Source organism: Halomonas sp. H33-56 (genome assembly GCF_040147035.1).
Taxonomy (GTDB): Bacteria; Pseudomonadota; Gammaproteobacteria; order Pseudomonadales; family Halomonadaceae; genus Halomonas; species Halomonas litopenaei.
This window is the reverse complement of record NZ_JAMSHP010000001.1, coordinates 4,010,164-4,025,156: the sequence shown is the minus strand read 5'-3', so window position 1 is coordinate 4,025,156 and position 14,993 is coordinate 4,010,164. Positions and strand designations below refer to the sequence as shown.

Genomic DNA, 14,993 nt, shown 5'->3' with positions numbered 1-14,993 from the left:
CCCATGCGTCGCGCCCTGGCCGACAGTACCTTCCTGCGGGTCTACGTCATGCTGGCGGCGACCCTGGTGCTGGCGCTCGGCGTGGCGATGGTGGGCATGACGCTGATCGACAAGGTGCGCATCGAGCACTATCGCGAACAGCTGGCCGAGGCGCCCATGCACCTGTTGGCGACGATGATCGACAGCATGCCGCGGGGCGAGCGGCGTGAGTGGATGGCCGAGAAGTCCGAGGCGCTGGACATGTCGATGTCGATCGTGCCCCTGTCGTCGCTGTCGCCGAGCTACTTCACCCGTCTTCGACTGCAGCGCGGCGGCGTGCTGGTCGGGCGTGACAGTCCCCATGAGTGGCGCTTCTGGCGGCTGATGCCCGCCGGTGGCGCGGTCCTGCAGGTGTCGCTGTCCGGCATGTCGGAGCGCCAGTTGCGGGGCCTGACCCAGCTCAGCGGGGAATGGCTCGCCAGCCTGCCGGCGGGGGCGCGCCAGGCGAGCATCGACAGCATGACCCGCGGCGACCTGCCGGTATCGATCAGCCAGTCCCCTCCGGATATCCTCGAGCCACGTCAGCGCAACCGCCTGGCCGGTGGCGAGGTGATGATGCAGCTACTGCCCGAGCACTGGTCAGTGGTGCTGTTCATGCAGGTGACGCCGCCTGGCGAAGCCCCCTTCTGGCTCACGGTAGGGCCGATGGCCAGCTACGAGGCGCTTCCGCCGGCGCTGTTGGCGTCGATGCTGGTGCTGCTGATGGGCGCACTGGCGATCGTCATCTACCTGATTGTGCGGGGTATCGAGGCGCGCATGGCGCGACTCGAGATGGCCGCCACCCGGCTTGCCAGCGGTCGCCTCGACACCCGGGTCAAGGTCGAGAGCGGCGACTTTCTCGGGCGTGTCGGCATGGCCTTCAACGGCATGGCCTCCCAGGTGCAGTCGCTGTTGCGGGCCCAGCAGGACATGATCCGGGCAGTGTCCCACGAACTCAGGACGCCGGTGGCGAGGATTCGCTTTGCGGTGCAGATGGTCGAGGACATGTCCGAGGATGCCCTGGTCAGGCGCCAGTTGCAGGGGGTCGACAGCGACATCGACGAACTCGACGATCTGATCGACGAAATCCTCACCTATGCGCGCCTCGATAGCGAGACCATCCACGGTGTCGAAGCTTCGCCGGAACCGGTGGAGCTGCGTGACATCTGCGAGCGGGTGATCGACTCCCTGATGCCGTTGCACGGCAATCTTGACGTGCGTCTGTCTGCGGGGCCGGAGATCGAGGTCCACGCCGATTCCCGCTATCTGCAGCGGGCCACCCAGAACCTGGTGGCCAACGCCTGCCGCCACGCCCGCACCCGGGTCAAGGTCAGCCTGCTCGACGAACCCAACCAGGTGCGGGTCGACGTGGAGGACGATGGGGAAGGGGTTCCGCCGGAGGCGCGCCAGGATATCTTCAAGCCCTTCGCCCGCCTGGACGACAGCCGAACCCGCCGCTCCGGCGGCTACGGGCTGGGGCTGTCCATCGTGCAGAAGGTGATGGCCTGGCACGGCGGCACCGTCAGCGTGGACGAGAGCCCCGGCCTGAAGGGCGCGCGCTTCTCGCTGATCATCCCCCGCCGGGTCTGAGACCACCACCTGAACTTACTGCGTCACGCCCTCGCTGATCTCGCCTCAGGCCGGCTTGATCCCTTCCAGCACCGCAAAGGACGTCTCCCGCGCGGTGCGCAGAAAGTCGACCATCCACGGGGCTTCCCGGGTGTCTTCGCGGATCGCTGCTGGAATAGAGAGTGTGCTCCCGTCTTTCAGGCAGGCTTGATCCCTTCCAGTACCGCAAAGGACGTCTCCCGCGCGGTGCGCAGAAAGTCGACCATCCAGGGGGCTTCCCGGGTGTCTTCGCGGATGGCGGCGAAGAGCGTGCTCCAGACACCATCCTCGCCCAGCGCGACGGCCTTGACGTAGTCCCGCTCCAGGTACTCGGTCAGTGCCCAGTTGGGCAGCGCACAGACTCCGCGACCGCTGGCCACCAGTTGCATCATCATGATCGTCAGTTCGGCGGTGCGCACCTCCTTGGGGGTGACGCCGGCCGGGTCGAGGAACTGGGTGAACACATCCAGACGCGAACGTTCCACCGGGTAGGTGATCAGGGTCAGGTCGGCCAGATCCTGCGGCGAGACGTGGGAGCGCCCGGCCAGGGCATGCTGACGCGCCACGGCGAGCAGGCCTTCGTAGCGAAACAGCGGCTCGTAGTGAACGCCGGGCAGGGGTTGGGGGTCGGCGGTGATCACCAGATCGAGCTGCTCGCGGGCCAGCGCCGGCAGCGGATCGAAGTGGTGGCCGCCGGGGATGTCGATCTCGACCTCCGGCCAATGGTCGCGGAAGTGATCCACGGTGGGCATCAGCCACTGAAAGCAGCTATGACACTCGATCGCCATGTGCAGGCGGCCCTGCTCGTTGCCGGCCAGGCGCGCCAGGTCACGCTCGGCCATGCGCACCTGGGGCAGGATCTGTTCGGCCAGGTTCAAGAGGCGCAGCCCGGCTCGGGTGAACTCCACCGGCCGGGTCTTGCGCAGGAACAGTGGCCCGCCCAGACGCTCCTCCAGATCCTTGAGCTGGTGGGACAGCGCCGACTGGGTCAGGTGGACCCGTTCGGCGGCCTCCACCAGGGAGCCGGCGTCGCGCAGCGCTATCAGAGTGCGCAGATGACGGAGTTCGAGCATTATCGTGAGCTTCTTTCATAGTAAAGATTAAGAAGTTTAGTTTGATTCACCCTTCGGATGCCAGCGACACTTCGTCGTATCATTCATGATCAAGGTGAATCACCATGACTTTTTCTCATATTCTGGGGTATCCCCGCATCGGTGCCGACCGCGAGCTCAAGCGCGCCACCGAAGCCTACTGGAAGGGCGACGCCGATCGGGCCAGCCTGGAGGCGACCGGTCGCGAGTTGCGCAAGCGTCACTGGCAGGATCAGCGCGAGGCGGGACTGGACCTGGTGACGGTGGGCGACTTCGCCTTCTATGACCAGGTGCTCAACGTGTCGCTGCTGCTGGGTGCGGTGCCGGCGCGTTTTGCTGCCAAGGCCGAGCTCGAGCGTGGTGAAGTCGATCTGGACACCGCCTTTCGCATGGCCCGGGGCCGCGCGCCCAGCGGCGAGCCCGCCGCCGCCTGCGAGATGACCAAGTACTTCGATACCAACTATCACTATCTGGTACCGGAACTGCACCAGGGGCAGGACTTCCGCCTGGCCAGCACGCGGCTGTTCGACGAGGTCGTCGAGGCGCAGCAGCAGGGGCACGCGGTCAAAGTGGCGCTGGTCGGGCCGCTGACCTGGCTGTGGCTCGGCAAGGAGCGGGGCGAGTCGTCCTTCGATCGTCTGGCGCTGCTCGATGGTGTGCTGGCGGTCTACGCCGAGGTGTTCGCCAGACTCGCCAAGCTGGGTGTGGAGTGGGTGCAGCTCGACGAGCCGGCCCTGGCCCAGGACCTGCCCGGCGACTGGAAGGTAGCCTTCGAACGTGCCTACCATCATCTGCAGGGGTCGGGGGTCAAGCTGCTGGTGGCCAACTACTTCGGCGGCCTCGGCGACAACCTGACCCTGGCGGTCAATCTGCCGGTGGCGGGGCTGCACCTGGACGCCGTGCGTGCCCCACAGGAGGTCGAGACGGTGGTCGACCGTCTGCTGCCTCACAAGGTGCTGTCGCTGGGCGTCATCGACGGACGCAACATCTGGCGCGCCGACCTGGCTGCCCTGCGCGATCAGTGGACCAACGCCGCCAGCCGTCTGGGCGAGCGTCTGTGGATCGCCCCCAGCTGCTCGCTGCTGCATGTGCCGGTGGACCTGGAGCGCGAGACCGAGCTCGACGCCGAGTTCAGAAGCTGGCTGGCCTTCGCTCGCCAGAAGCTCGGCGAGACCGTGACCCTGGCAAGACTGCTCGCTGGCCGGGTGCGACCCGAAGACGAGGCGCTGCTGGCGGCTTGCGTGCAGGCGATTGCCTCGCGGCGTGAGTCGCCACGGATTCATCGTCCCGAGGTCGGGGCACGCCTGGCGGCGCTTGGCGAGGCCGACAGCCAGCGCCCGAGCCCCTATCTGCAGCGTGCCGAGCAGCAGCGTCGCGCCCTTGGACTGCCGCTGTTTCCGACCACCACCATCGGCTCCTTCCCCCAGACCGCCGAGATTCGCGCTGCCCGTCGTGACCACAAGGCAGGACGCCTGTCCGCTGACGACTACCACGCCAGGATGCGCGAGGAGATCGCCCAGGCGGTGCGGCTGCAGGAAGAGCTGGGCCTGGACATGCTGGTCCACGGCGAGGCCGAGCGTAACGACATGGTCGAGTACTTCGGTGAGCAGCTCGACGGTTACGCCTTCACCCGCTTCGGCTGGGTCCAGAGCTATGGGTCACGCTGCGTCAAGCCACCGATCCTGTTCGGCGACGTGAGCCGTCCAGCACCGATGACGGTGGAGTGGAGCCGCTACGCCCAGTCGCTGACCGGGGCGCCGATGAAGGGCATGCTGACCGGCCCGGTGACCATGCTGCAGTGGGCCTTCGTGCGCGATGACCAGCCTCGCGCGACCACCTGCCGCCAGATCGCCCTGGCACTGCGTGACGAGGTGTGTGACCTGGAGGCGGCAGGCATTCGCGCCATCCAGATCGACGAGCCGGCGCTGCGGGAAGGGCTGCCGCTGCGCAAGGCCGAGTGGCAGGAGTATCTGGACTGGGCGGTGGAGGCGTTCCGCCTGTCGGCCAGCGGCGTAGCGGATGCGACCCAGATCCACACCCACATGTGCTACTCCGAGTTCAACGACATCATCGCCTCCATCGCCGAGCTGGACGCCGACGTCATCACCATCGAGACCTCGCGCTCCGACATGGAGTTGCTCGACGCCTTCCGTGACTTCGACTATCCCAACGAGATCGGACCGGGGGTCTACGACATCCATTCACCGAACCTGCCCGAGGTGGACTGGATGGTGGCGCTGATGGAAAAGGCCGCCGAGCGCATCTCGCTGGAGCGGCTGTGGGTCAACCCGGACTGCGGCCTCAAGACCCGTCAGTGGGATGAGGTGACGCCGGCGCTGGCCAATATGGTCCAGGCCGCCAAGGAGCTGCGTCGACGCCACGCCTGACGACCGCGCAGCACTAGAGGGCCCACGACGCCGGGAAGCGCGGTTGAACGTTCGTCGATTGTGCGAGGGGGCGATCCCATGGTGGCAGAGCCGCGCCTTTTGACGATGTGGCTGGTAAGCTTCGCCAGTAGGCCCCGACAGGGACACGCCAGACGGCACCTGGCGGGGCCACGGAATCGTACTGATGTCGTGATCGAAGGAGCCTGTCATGTGTCGTCCCGCTGTCGTCTCACCCCTCCTTGTCGTGATGCTGAGTGGACTGGTGGGGTGCGCCACTACCAGCGCTCCCGGTCCTGCCAGCGAGCAGACCGATCGCGCGGAGCGGCGCGGTTCCTTTACCGATGCGCCGGTGGAGCAGAAGGCGCCGCTGCTGCCCTCTGCCTACTTCGTCGGTGATGGCGCTACCTTCGTTGGCTGGCGCTGTTCGCCGAGTCAGGACATGGTCTCGGCGACCCAGGAGGATTCGCTCAGGTTGTGGACCACCCACGGTGCCGAGCAGTTGCCCCAGGCGGTGGTGGACCAGGGCGAGCGTTACCAGCGAGGGGAACTCAGCGCCCATATCATTGGTGATCGGGCGGTGATCAAGAGCTCCCGCGGTCGGCTCGAGTGCGAGGCCCGTACCCGCCGCGACTCCCTACGGCGCAGCGACAAGCCCGGGGTGATGTTCCTGGCCCGGGGCAACGAGCCAGGCTGGCACCTCGAACTGGCCAATGACGTGCCGCGCATCGACATGAGTCTGGACTACGGCGAGCGTGAAGTGAGCCTGCCCTATCGCGTCACCACCCTGGACAACGGTGCCGGTCGAGTGATCCTGGAAAGCGGCCGCGCCGATGCGCCCTTCGAGCTGCGCATCGAGGCCGGTGCCTGCTTCGATGATATGGCGGGCACGCCCTGGCCGGCCCAGGTCACCTTGAACGTCAACGGACGTCAGCTGCAGGGGTGTGGGCAGGGCATCGCGCCCTGACGGGGGGCGACGTGGACGCGCTTGGCAAGCCGACGAAAGCGTCCTTGGCTTGTGTAGCCAGCACACGCGAATAAAGCGCCGAGCGGCGCTTTATTCGTTTTTATCGAAAGATATTCCGAGATTTATTCGCTTTTCGACAATTTTATTGGCGGTAAACTGTGCGCAGACATCATCTTCCACAGGAGCTCGCCATGACCCGCGTACTGCTTGTCACCTCATCCATCCTCGCCGACCAAGGCCAGTCCACCCAGCTGGCACGCCACTTCGAGCGCCTGGCGCGCCAGCGTGACGATATCGAGATCACCCATCGCGACGTGGTCGCCGACGACCTGCCACACCTGGGCCTCGACGAGCTGTCCAGCTGGCAGGTGGCGGACGCAGAGCGGAGCGAGGCACAGCGCGAGCTGGCGACGCGCTCCGATGAGCGTCTCGCCGAGCTCGAGGCCCACGACGTGCTGGTGCTCGCCGTGCCGCTTTATAACCTGGGCATTCCCTCCCAGCTCAAGGCCTGGTTCGACCGTATCCTGCGCGCGGGCAAGAGCTTCCGCTACACCGAGAATGGCCCGGTGGGGCTGCTCGAGGGCAAGCGTGCCATCGTGCTGGGCGCTCGCGGCGGTCAGTACGCCGGTAGTGCTCTGGATACCCAGACACCGCACCTGCGCCATATGCTGGGCCTGATCGGCATCAATGAGGTCGAGACGGTGTTTGCCGAAGGGCTCAGCATGGGAGATGAGCACAAGGAAGCGGCCCTCACCACTGCCCACGCCGAGATCGAGGCGCTGATCGCCAGGCTGTAAGCCGCGCCCGACGTCTGAAGACACTGATTCGCAAGCCGCCGTGGCCTTGGCCACGGCGGCTTGCGTATGGTGATCGTCGCTCAGGCAAGAGGCCGACACCCGGCCGGGTGTCAGCGAGCGTCGCAGTCGTCGCCTGCGCCCAGCTGCCAGCGGGAATCGACGAAGTCAGCGACACACAGCGCGGGCTGTGGTGACAGCATGCGCTCGAACAATTGCCCCATGGGGCGCTGGCTTGCGCTCATCGGTAGTTGCAGGGTCGGTTCCAGGGCGCGCCAGTTGCCATCCTGGCGCTGTGCCAGGGCGAAGCGAAACGGATGGAAGCCGGGAAAGCCCAGGCGCAGGTCGGTGGCCAGCAGACGTTCGGCGTCTCCCTTGCGCTCCACCTCGTAGCGCACAAAGGGGCCAGCGAACCAGGCCAGGCGGCGACCGCTGTCGAGCTCCAGGGCGGCAGCCTCGAGTTCGGTACCGCGTCGAAACAGTTCGACGACCGGGCGGGTATCTCCGTCGAGCAGGCCGATCAGCGTCTCGGCGTGGCGATCGCCGTCCACGGCGGTGACCCGCCACAGCAGGATCGAGAAGGGCGCCGGCTGGATCAGGCGCGGTGCCTCGGCCATGTCCACTCGGTCGAGCGCCTCGTCGGCCCTGGCATCGACCCAGCCGCGCGCGCCCAGCGCCAGCAGCAGGTACAGCGTCGAGATCACCAGGCCCCAGCTGGCGGCGCGTTGCAAGGTCGCTGGCCGATGGCCACGCCACAGTGCGATCACCAGCGCGACCAGCAAGGCCAGGGTGTAGGCCGGGTCGATGATGAACACCAGCGGGGTAGCGCTGGGCGCGGTGACCTCGAGTGGCCACCACAGCTGGGTGCCGTAGGTGGTCAGCGAGTCCAGCAGCGGATGGGTCACCAGGCACAGCCAGAAGAACAGCCACCAGCGCAACAAGCCAAGGCGCTGCAAGTCCAGGCCCTGTGCCGGGCTTAAGCTCAAGCCCAGTCCCTCTGCAGGGCGTCTGGCCCGGCGCTCGGCCAGTCGCTCGGCCAGTCGCTGAGCTAGCCCGGCCAGCACCAGCGAGAGCCCCGTCAATACGAAGAGCGAATGACTGAAGCCACGGTGGTAGGTGACGTTGGCCACGGCGTCGCCGTAGTCGATCAGCACGTCCAGGTCCGGCAGGCTGCCGACCACCGCGCCGGCGAGCAATGACTTGCGGCCCAGGTGACGGCCCAGTACCGCGCCTCCCAGGGCCGCGCCGAGGGCGGCCTGGGTCAGCGAGTCCATGGTGGCGCCGCCGCCAGTACTCGGGCCTGCACCGGGCAGTCGTCGCGGTGGGCGCCGGCCAGGTAGCCCGCGCTCATCAGGAACTCCTTGACGATCTCCGGGCCGGTAAAGCGAAAGTGACGCTTGAACAGCTTCACCCAGTCAGCGTGCTCACGGGGGTGGTGGGCATCGAGCCAGGCCTGAAAGCCGCCGTGGGACTCCCGCATGGCCTGGATCACCCGGGCGTTGTGGATCACCGCCTCGATCTTCAGGCGGTGACGAATGATGTCGGCGTCGGCCAGCAGACGTGCCCGATCGTCGTCGTCGTAGGCGGCGACCCGATCGACGTCGAAGCCGTCGAAGGCGCGCTTGAAGCCCTCGCGCTTCTTCAGCACCGTAAGCCACGACAGACCGGCCTGATTGATCTCGAGTGCCAGGCGCTCGAACAGGTCGGACTCGCCTCGGATCGGGAACCCGTATTCGCTGTCATGGTAGGGCCCGTGCAGCGGATGCCCCGGGGCCAGGTCGCAGTACTCGCTCATGCGGCTTGCTCTTGTTGGTAGGATGTCTCGATTCCCCTGGGACCGACCTGCGCTGGGACAAAAAGGGTACCGACTCGGCATACCCTTGATGGCGCGATTCTGCGATCCTGAGGCCTGTCCTTCTCTTTTTCCCGTCAGGAGATCATACGCGATGACACGTCTTTCTCGCGCCCTGGGTGCCGTTCTCATGGGTGTCTTCAGCCCGCTTGCACTGGCCGCCGGCCTGGACATGCACAAGGATCCTCACTGCGGCTGCTGCAGCGCCTGGGCCGAGCATATGCGTGAGGCCGGCTTCGAGGTGCGTCTTCACGATAGCCCCGACATGGCGGCGGTCAAGCAGCACCTGGGAGTTCCCCAGGCGTTGGCGTCCTGTCATACCGCTACCCTGACCAATGAAGACGGCAGGCGCTACCTGATCGAGGGCCATGTCCCCGCCGAACAGGTGGCCTGGTTGCTGGAGACGTCCCCGGACATCGATGGTCTGGCGGTGCCCGGCATGCCCCATGGCTCGCCCGGGATGGAGACCGGTCGCCTCGATGACTACGCGGTGCTTGGCTTTACAGTCGACGATGCGCGCGCCATGGTAGTGGCCCGTTACCCCTGAGCCCGCGCAGCAGACGCGGCCCCCTGAACCCCGAGGAGACCCGAATGCAATTTCTACACACCATGGTGCGTGTCAGCGACCTCGACGCCTCTCTGCACTTCTATTGCGACCTGCTGGGCCTCAAGGAGGTGCGTCGCAAGGACAACGACAAGGGACGCTTTACCCTGGTGTTCCTGGTGGCGCCAGAGGACGAGGAGCGCTCAAGCCAGCTCAACGCGCCGGAGCTCGAGCTGACCTGGAACTGGGACCCGGAGGAGTACCAGGGCGGACGCAACTTTGGCCACCTGGCCTATCGCGTCGATGACATCTACGCCCTGTGTCAGAAGCTCATGGACAACGGTGTGACCATCAACCGGCCCCCCCGCGACGGCCATATGGCCTTCGTCAGGAGTCCGGACGGCATTTCAGTGGAATTGCTGCAGAAGGGCGACGCCCTGGAACCCGCCGAGCCCTGGGCCTCGATGGAGAACACCGGCAGCTGGTAGCGAGCGAAGGGCCGCTGTCGATCGTGCCAGCGAGCGGCGCCGAAGGGGCGCGAAGGGATGGGGGAGCCGACTCCCCCATCGACGCCTTGTCTTGCAGCTTGCCACGTGACCCGCCGCGCGGGCGTCGTTTGCTCAGGCGGGGATGGCGCTGTCTCTCAGCAGGTGTGACGACAGTGCCGGCCACTGGTCTTCCCAGTGCTCGGTGGGGCGGTGGCGGTAGTCGCTGCGCACGTACTGGGCGATGCGTCCCTCGATCTGGGCGGTCAGCAGGTTGGCGCCGGCGCTGGCCGGCATCGCCAGCCGGCGACCCTCGCGCAGCTCCGCCTCGCGTAGTACCTGCTTGAACTGGGTATCCAGCCGCTCGAACAACTGGTGGATACGCTGCCTCAGTCGCGCCGTCTCGCCGGTCAGTACGTCGCCGCCCAACAGCCGCGACAGGCCCGGGTTCTTTTCGGTGAAGGCCAGCACCAGGGTCATGATCTGATGGCAGCGCGGCAGCGCCTCCTGCTGCTCGTCGAGGATGCGCGTGATGCGCTCGAACAGGGTCTCCTCGATAAAGCTGATCAGGCCCTCGTACATCCTGGCCTTGCTCGGGAAGTGGCGGTAGAGCGCTGCCTCCGAGACGCCGACCTGGCGCGCCAGGGCGGCGATGGTGATGCGCTTGCCGCTGTCTTCTTCCAGCATCAGGGCCAGCGCCTGCAGTATCTGGTCCCGCCGACTTGGGGTCTTTTCCTGCGTCATGATATCGAATTCTTTTGTCGTTGATGGCCCGCCGGGGCGCCGGCGGGCGAGTTCCCTTGCGTCCGGAGCTTGTGCCCGGTTCGCACTTCCTTGCGTCGCTATCGTGTCGTTATCGTGTCGCTTTCGTATCGCCCTGGTACGGGTGCTTCAGTTGGGCGATTCGTTGGTGATCAGGGTACCGACACCCGCGTTGGTAAAGATCTCCAGCAGGGTGGCATGGGGCACCCGGCCATCGACGATATGGGCGCTGACGACCCCGTCCTTGACCGCGTCGAGGGCACAGCGGATCTTCGGCAGCATACCACCGTGAATGGTGCCGTCGGCGATCAATTCGTCGACCTGAGCGGTGGAAAGTCCCGTCATCACCTCACCGTCGCGGTTCATCAACCCGGCCACGTTGGTCAGCAGCATCAGCTTCTCGGCGCCGAGTGCCTCGGCCACCTTGCCGGCCACCAGATCCGCATTGATATTGTAGCTGCGACCCTCGCCGTCGACCCCGATAGGGGCGATCACGGGAATGAAATCCCGGGCGGCGAGCATCTCGATCAGGTCGGTGGAGACGTGTTCCACTTCGCCCACATGGCCGATGTCGATGATCTCGGGCGCCGTCATTTCCGGGCTCTGGTGCTCGACCTTGAGCTGGCGCGCGCGGATCTGGGCGCCATCCTTGCCGGTCAGGCCGATGGCCTTGCCGCCGCACTGATTGATCTGGTTGACGATATCCTTGTTGACCAGTCCGCCGAGCACCATCTCGACCACGTCCATGGTCTCGGCGTCGGTGACACGCATGCCACCGACAAAGCGCGACTCGATGTTGAGCTTGGCCAGCAGATCACCGATCTGCGGGCCGCCGCCGTGGACCACCACCGGATTGATGCCGACTTCCTTCATCAGCACCATGTCCCGGGCGAAGGAGTCGATCAGGGCGTCCTCGGTCATGGCGTTGCCGCCATACTTGACCACCACGGTCTTGCCGGAAAATTTCTGGATATAGGGGAGGGCCTCGGAGAGGACCTCCACCACCAGGCGCGGATCGCGTGCCTGTTCGCTCATGGGCGTCATGTCTCCTGCACGTCAGTTGGGTAGGGTGAGCGAGGCGTCCACGTCGGCCAGCGCCTCGGCAAAGCGCGTGCGAATGCGCTCCAGCGCGGCGGCGTCGTTACCCTCGAAGCGCAGCACCAGCATCGGCGTGGTATTGGACGCGCGGCACAGACCCCAGCCATCCGGGTAGTCCACGCGGATGCCGTCCAGGGTGGTCTTGACACCCTCGTCACCGAAGTCACCTTCCCGGGCCAGGCGCGCGACCAGGTCGAACTTGGTCTCGTCGGTGACCTCGATGTTGATCTCCGGGGTGCTCAGGTTCTGCGGATAGCGATCGAAGAAGGTGTCGGCGTCGCCGTCGAAGCGCGACAGGATCTCGAGCAGGCGGGCGGCACCATAAAGGCCGTCGTCGAAGCCGTACCAGCGTTCCTTGAAGAAGATGTGGCCGCTCATCTCGCCGGCCAGCAGGGCGCCGGTTTCCTTCATCCGTGCCTTGATCAGGGAGTGGCCGGTGCGCCACATCTCCGGCGTGCCGCCGGCCTTCTCGATCACCTCGATCAGCTTGCCGGTGCACTTGACGTCGAAGATCACCCGGGCGTCCGGATTGCGACTGAGCATGTCCTCGGCGAACGCCATCAGCAGGTGGTCGGGGTAGATCAGGCGCCCCTTGGGGGTGATCACGCCGAGGCGGTCGCCGTCACCGTCGAAGGCCAGACCGATGTCGGCGCCGTGCTCGGCCACCGCGTGGATCAGGTCCTTGAGGTTCTCCGGCTTGCCGGGGTCCGGGTGGTGGTTGGGGAAGTTGCCGTCGATGTCCTCGAACAGCGGCACGGTGTCGGCACCGAGCTGTTCGACCAGGCGCGGGCCCAGTTCACCGGCCACACCGTTGCCGCAGTCCACCACCGCCTTGATCGAGCCCGACAGCGAGACGTCGTCGAGGATGCGCTTCAGGTAGGCGTCACGCACATCGTGCTCGGACACCTGGCCCTGGCCTTCGCGCAGATCGCCGTTCTGAAGGCGAGTGTAGAGCGCGGTGATCGCCTCGCCAGAGAGCGTCTCGCCCCCCAGCACCATCTTCAGGCCGTTGTAGTCCGGCGGGTTGTGGCTGCCGGTCAGCATGACCCCGGAGCGGGTGCCTTCCAGGGTGTGGGTGGCAAAGTACAGCACCGGCGTCGGCACCATGCCGATGTCGACCACGTCACAGCCGCTGGCGGTGAGGCCGCGGGTCAGGGCCTTGATCAGGCGCGGGCCGGAGAGTCGCCCGTCGCGGGCCACCACCACACGGGATTCGCCGCGGGCCTGGGCTTCGCTGCCGATGGCCTGGCCGATCGCCTCGACCCCGGCTTCGGTCAGGGTCTCGTCGACGACGCCTCGAATATCGTAGGCACGAAAGATCGTGGAGGGGACTTGAGTCATGTGAGGGTCCTGTCCTTTTGACGTGGCGCTTGAATGAACGGGTAGTCGAACCTGGGGCGTCAGTGGCGGCCGGAGCTGCCGAAACCGCCGCCGCCGCGAAGGCTCTCGGAAAAGTCCTCGACCACTTCCAGCTCGGCCTGGACCACCGGCACCAGCACGTACTGGGCCAGACGTTCGAAGGGCTCGAGGGTGAAGGCGGTGGTCGATCGGTTCCACACCGACACCATCAGTTCGCCCTGGTAGTCGGAGTCGATCAGGCCGACCAGGTTGCCGAGCACGATGCCGTGTTTGTGGCCAAGCCCCGAGCGGGGCAGGATCATGCCGGCCAGGCCCGGATCGGCGATATGGATCGAGAGCCCGGTGCGGACCAGTTCGCAATCCCCGGGGGCCAGCGTCAGCGGCGCGTCGAGCAGGGCGTGAAGGTCCATCCCGGCCGAGCCGTCGGTGGCGTAGCGGGGCATGCGCTCCTTGATCCGTTCATCGAGGATCTTGACGGCGAGGCGAGGGCGGGAGGCAGTGTCGTGCATGAAAGGTCCTTGGTCTTGGGCAGCCAGACAGGCTTCCTGATAAATAAGTGGTGTCGTGGCTCAGCGCGGGTTCGGCCGCACCGTCTGACGTCGCGCCTCGAGGCAGGCTCGGGCCTGGGCGATGATGGCCTGGGCCAGGCTGGCCTTGTCCTGGTCGGTCTCTTCGCGGCGGGCGAGAGACTCGCCGTCGCGCCACACCAGGGTTGCGGCATTGCGGTCCGAGCCGAAGCCGAGTCCCTCCCGGGAGACGTCGTTGGCGACGATCATGTCGAGCCCCTTGCGCGCGAGCTTGCCCTCGGCGTAGCGCACCACGTCGCGGGTCTCGGCGGCGAAGCCGACCATCAGCGGACGCGGATCGCGGGCAGCCAGGGTGGCGATGATGTCGGGGTTCTTGACCAGCTTCAGGGTAAGACCGTCGTCGTCATCGCGCTTCTTTATCTTGTGTTCGGCCGGAGCCTCGGCGCGATAGTCCGCCACCGCCGCGCAGCCGATGAAGATGTCGCAGCCATCCATCAGCCCTTCGGCTGCGGCGAGCAGTTCTTCCGCGGTTTCTATGTCGTGGCGGGCAACGCCCGGGGGCGTCGGCAGACTGACGGGGCCGGCGATCAGGGTGACACGGGCGCCACTGTCCCGGGCCGCTTCCGCCAGGGCGAAACCCATCTTGCCGGAGCTGTGATTGGACAGGTAGCGCACCGGATCCAGCGGCTCCCGGGTGGGGCCGGCGGTGATCACCACATGAAGGTCTGCGTCCGGGGGCACTGCTTCGCCTTTCTCTCCCACGACGCCTGTCGCTGTCCGGGGCGTGGAGGGAGAGCCGGCATCCAGCAGGGCGCCGAGAATGGCCTCCGGTTCCATCATGCGTCCCGGGCCGACGTCGCCACAGGCCTGGTCGCCCTGGTCGGGGCCCAGCAGGGCCCAGCCATCCTCGACCAGCCGGGCGGCGTTGCGCTGGGTCGCCGGATGGCGCCACATGGCCTGGTTCATCGCCGGGGCCAGCATCCGCCGGGCGTCGCTGGCCAGGCAAGCGGTGGTCAACAGATCGTCGGCCATGCCCTGGGCCAGGCGCGCCATCAGGTCGGCGGTGGCGGGGGCGATCAGAATAAGGTCGGCCCAGCGGGCGAGTTCGATATGCCCCATGCCGAGCTCGGCGTCGGGGTCCAGCAGCGAGGTGCGTACCGCGCGTCCGGTCAGCGCCTGCAGCGTCAGCGGCGTGATGAAGGCCTGGGCTCCCTCTGTCATCACTACCTGCACCTCGCAGCCCGCCTGCACCAGCAGTCGGGCCAGAGAGGCGCTCTTGTAGGCGGCAATACCGGCGCTGATGCCCAGCACAACCCGCTGCCCGGGGCGCAGGCCGCCGGGGCCTGAGCCGGTCAGGCCGCAACCGGAAGAGGAGGGAGCGTGCAACATGAAAAAAGTCCGCAGCCAGAGTCAGCCCTCTACCTTACCACCGGTACCGGATCATGCGTAGCCGCGCACCCTGGCTCCAGATCAGGCAGACCGCACTAGACTCAACGGGTATGTC

The 14,993-nt window shown here is 66.5% G+C and carries 14 protein-coding genes; 6 read left to right on the top strand and 8 right to left on the bottom strand.

The window, feature by feature from the left end; genetic code table 11:
* Nucleotides 1-3 precede the first annotated feature (3 nt).
* Nucleotides 4-1,608 (top strand): ATP-binding protein, encoded by a 1,605-nt coding sequence (locus tag NFH98_RS17155; protein WP_222516089.1) that lies wholly within the window; start codon nucleotides 4-6, stop codon nucleotides 1,606-1,608.
* A gap of 176 nt (nucleotides 1,609-1,784) precedes the next feature.
* On the opposite strand, the gene NFH98_RS17145 is transcribed toward NFH98_RS17155, so the two are convergent.
* Nucleotides 1,785-2,699 (bottom strand): LysR family transcriptional regulator, encoded by a 915-nt coding sequence (locus NFH98_RS17145; protein WP_349622978.1) that lies wholly within the window; start codon nucleotides 2,697-2,699, stop codon nucleotides 1,785-1,787.
* Nucleotides 2,700-2,803: 104 nt separating this feature from the next.
* On the opposite strand from NFH98_RS17145, the gene metE reads away from it, so the two are divergent.
* The 3 genes from metE to NFH98_RS17130 all read left to right on the top strand — a co-directional run bounded on the left by metE (nucleotide 2,804) and on the right by NFH98_RS17130 (nucleotide 6,865).
* Nucleotides 2,804-5,104 carry a 5-methyltetrahydropteroyltriglutamate--homocysteine S-methyltransferase gene (gene metE / locus NFH98_RS17140; RefSeq protein WP_222516088.1) on the top strand — a complete coding sequence of 767 codons (2,301 nt, stop codon included), beginning with the start codon at nucleotides 2,804-2,806 and terminating at the stop codon, nucleotides 5,102-5,104.
* Nucleotides 5,105-5,312: 208 nt separating this feature from the next.
* Nucleotides 5,313-6,068 (top strand): COG3650 family protein, encoded by a 756-nt coding sequence (locus tag NFH98_RS17135; RefSeq protein WP_108132266.1) that lies wholly within the window; start codon nucleotides 5,313-5,315, stop codon nucleotides 6,066-6,068.
* Nucleotides 6,069-6,259: 191 nt separating this feature from the next.
* Nucleotides 6,260-6,865: an FMN-dependent NADH-azoreductase gene (locus tag NFH98_RS17130; RefSeq protein ID WP_108132267.1), complete on the top strand. Its 606-nt coding sequence runs from the start codon at nucleotides 6,260-6,262 to the stop codon at nucleotides 6,863-6,865.
* Between the two features lie 110 nt (nucleotides 6,866-6,975).
* Here NFH98_RS17130 and NFH98_RS17125 read toward each other — a convergent pair whose 3' ends face one another.
* A complete protein-coding gene (locus tag NFH98_RS17125) occupies nucleotides 6,976-8,136 on the bottom strand; it encodes a metal-dependent hydrolase (RefSeq protein WP_222516087.1) in 1,161 nt (386 codons plus the stop codon).
* Nucleotides 8,124-8,657 (bottom strand): DNA-3-methyladenine glycosylase I, encoded by a 534-nt coding sequence (locus tag NFH98_RS17120; RefSeq protein ID WP_045991219.1) that lies wholly within the window; start codon nucleotides 8,655-8,657, stop codon nucleotides 8,124-8,126. Before NFH98_RS17120 ends, NFH98_RS17125 begins: the two co-directional genes overlap by 13 nt.
* Nucleotides 8,658-8,808: 151 nt before the next feature.
* Here NFH98_RS17120 and NFH98_RS17115 point away from each other — a divergent pair, with 151 nt between their 5' ends.
* Together NFH98_RS17115 and NFH98_RS17110 are read left to right on the top strand one after the other, a co-directional pair.
* Nucleotides 8,809-9,261 carry a DUF411 domain-containing protein gene (locus NFH98_RS17115; RefSeq protein ID WP_349622977.1) on the top strand — a complete coding sequence of 151 codons (453 nt, stop codon included), beginning with the start codon at nucleotides 8,809-8,811 and terminating at the stop codon, nucleotides 9,259-9,261.
* Between the two features lie 44 nt (nucleotides 9,262-9,305).
* The gene (locus NFH98_RS17110; protein WP_124803516.1) at nucleotides 9,306-9,746 is read left to right on the top strand and encodes a VOC family protein; all 441 of its coding nucleotides are present in this window, start codon (nucleotides 9,306-9,308) and stop codon (nucleotides 9,744-9,746) included.
* A 132-nt stretch (nucleotides 9,747-9,878) separates the two neighbouring features.
* Here NFH98_RS17110 and slmA read toward each other — a convergent pair whose 3' ends face one another.
* The 5 genes from slmA to coaBC form a co-directional block, all read right to left on the bottom strand.
* On the bottom strand, nucleotides 9,879-10,487 hold the full coding sequence (gene slmA, locus NFH98_RS17105; protein ID WP_045991216.1) for a nucleoid occlusion factor SlmA: 609 nt from the start codon (nucleotides 10,485-10,487) through the stop codon (nucleotides 9,879-9,881).
* Between the two features lie 147 nt (nucleotides 10,488-10,634).
* Nucleotides 10,635-11,540 (bottom strand): acetylglutamate kinase, encoded by a 906-nt coding sequence (argB, locus tag NFH98_RS17100; RefSeq protein WP_045991215.1) that lies wholly within the window; start codon nucleotides 11,538-11,540, stop codon nucleotides 10,635-10,637.
* A gap of 21 nt (nucleotides 11,541-11,561) precedes the next feature.
* On the bottom strand, nucleotides 11,562-12,944 hold the full coding sequence (locus tag NFH98_RS17095; RefSeq protein WP_222516083.1) for a phosphomannomutase/phosphoglucomutase: 1,383 nt from the start codon (nucleotides 12,942-12,944) through the stop codon (nucleotides 11,562-11,564).
* A 59-nt stretch (nucleotides 12,945-13,003) separates the two neighbouring features.
* A complete protein-coding gene (gene dut / locus NFH98_RS17090; protein WP_045991213.1) occupies nucleotides 13,004-13,471 on the bottom strand; it encodes a dUTP diphosphatase in 468 nt (155 codons plus the stop codon).
* Between the two features lie 60 nt (nucleotides 13,472-13,531).
* Nucleotides 13,532-14,878 carry a bifunctional phosphopantothenoylcysteine decarboxylase/phosphopantothenate--cysteine ligase CoaBC gene (coaBC, locus tag NFH98_RS17085; protein WP_108132271.1) on the bottom strand — a complete coding sequence of 449 codons (1,347 nt, stop codon included), beginning with the start codon at nucleotides 14,876-14,878 and terminating at the stop codon, nucleotides 13,532-13,534.
* Nucleotides 14,879-14,993: the final 115 nt, after the last annotated feature.

What these genes read in the sequence shown, in the direction of transcription:
- slmA (WP_045991216.1), bottom strand. Translation starts at nt 10,487, where the DNA reads ATGACGCAGGAAAAGACCCCAAGTCGGCGGGACCAGATACTGCAGGCG.
- NFH98_RS17130 (WP_108132267.1), top strand. Translation starts at nt 6,260, where the DNA reads ATGACCCGCGTACTGCTTGTCACCTCATCCATCCTCGCCGACCAAGGC.
- dut (WP_045991213.1), bottom strand. Translation starts at nt 13,471, where the DNA reads ATGCACGACACTGCCTCCCGCCCTCGCCTCGCCGTCAAGATCCTCGAT.
- NFH98_RS17095 (WP_222516083.1), bottom strand. Translation starts at nt 12,944, where the DNA reads ATGACTCAAGTCCCCTCCACGATCTTTCGTGCCTACGATATTCGAGGC.
- NFH98_RS17120 (WP_045991219.1), bottom strand. Translation starts at nt 8,657, where the DNA reads ATGAGCGAGTACTGCGACCTGGCCCCGGGGCATCCGCTGCACGGGCCC.
- NFH98_RS17135 (WP_108132266.1), top strand. Translation starts at nt 5,313, where the DNA reads ATGTGTCGTCCCGCTGTCGTCTCACCCCTCCTTGTCGTGATGCTGAGT.
- coaBC (WP_108132271.1), bottom strand. Translation starts at nt 14,878, where the DNA reads ATGTTGCACGCTCCCTCCTCTTCCGGTTGCGGCCTGACCGGCTCAGGC.
- argB (WP_045991215.1), bottom strand. Translation starts at nt 11,540, where the DNA reads ATGAGCGAACAGGCACGCGATCCGCGCCTGGTGGTGGAGGTCCTCTCC.
- NFH98_RS17110 (WP_124803516.1), top strand. Translation starts at nt 9,306, where the DNA reads ATGCAATTTCTACACACCATGGTGCGTGTCAGCGACCTCGACGCCTCT.
- NFH98_RS17145 (WP_349622978.1), bottom strand. Translation starts at nt 2,699, where the DNA reads ATGCTCGAACTCCGTCATCTGCGCACTCTGATAGCGCTGCGCGACGCC.
- NFH98_RS17115 (WP_349622977.1), top strand. Translation starts at nt 8,809, where the DNA reads ATGACACGTCTTTCTCGCGCCCTGGGTGCCGTTCTCATGGGTGTCTTC.
- NFH98_RS17155 (WP_222516089.1), top strand. Translation starts at nt 4, where the DNA reads ATGCGTCGCGCCCTGGCCGACAGTACCTTCCTGCGGGTCTACGTCATG.
- metE (WP_222516088.1), top strand. Translation starts at nt 2,804, where the DNA reads ATGACTTTTTCTCATATTCTGGGGTATCCCCGCATCGGTGCCGACCGC.
- NFH98_RS17125 (WP_222516087.1), bottom strand. Translation starts at nt 8,136, where the DNA reads ATGGACTCGCTGACCCAGGCCGCCCTCGGCGCGGCCCTGGGAGGCGCG.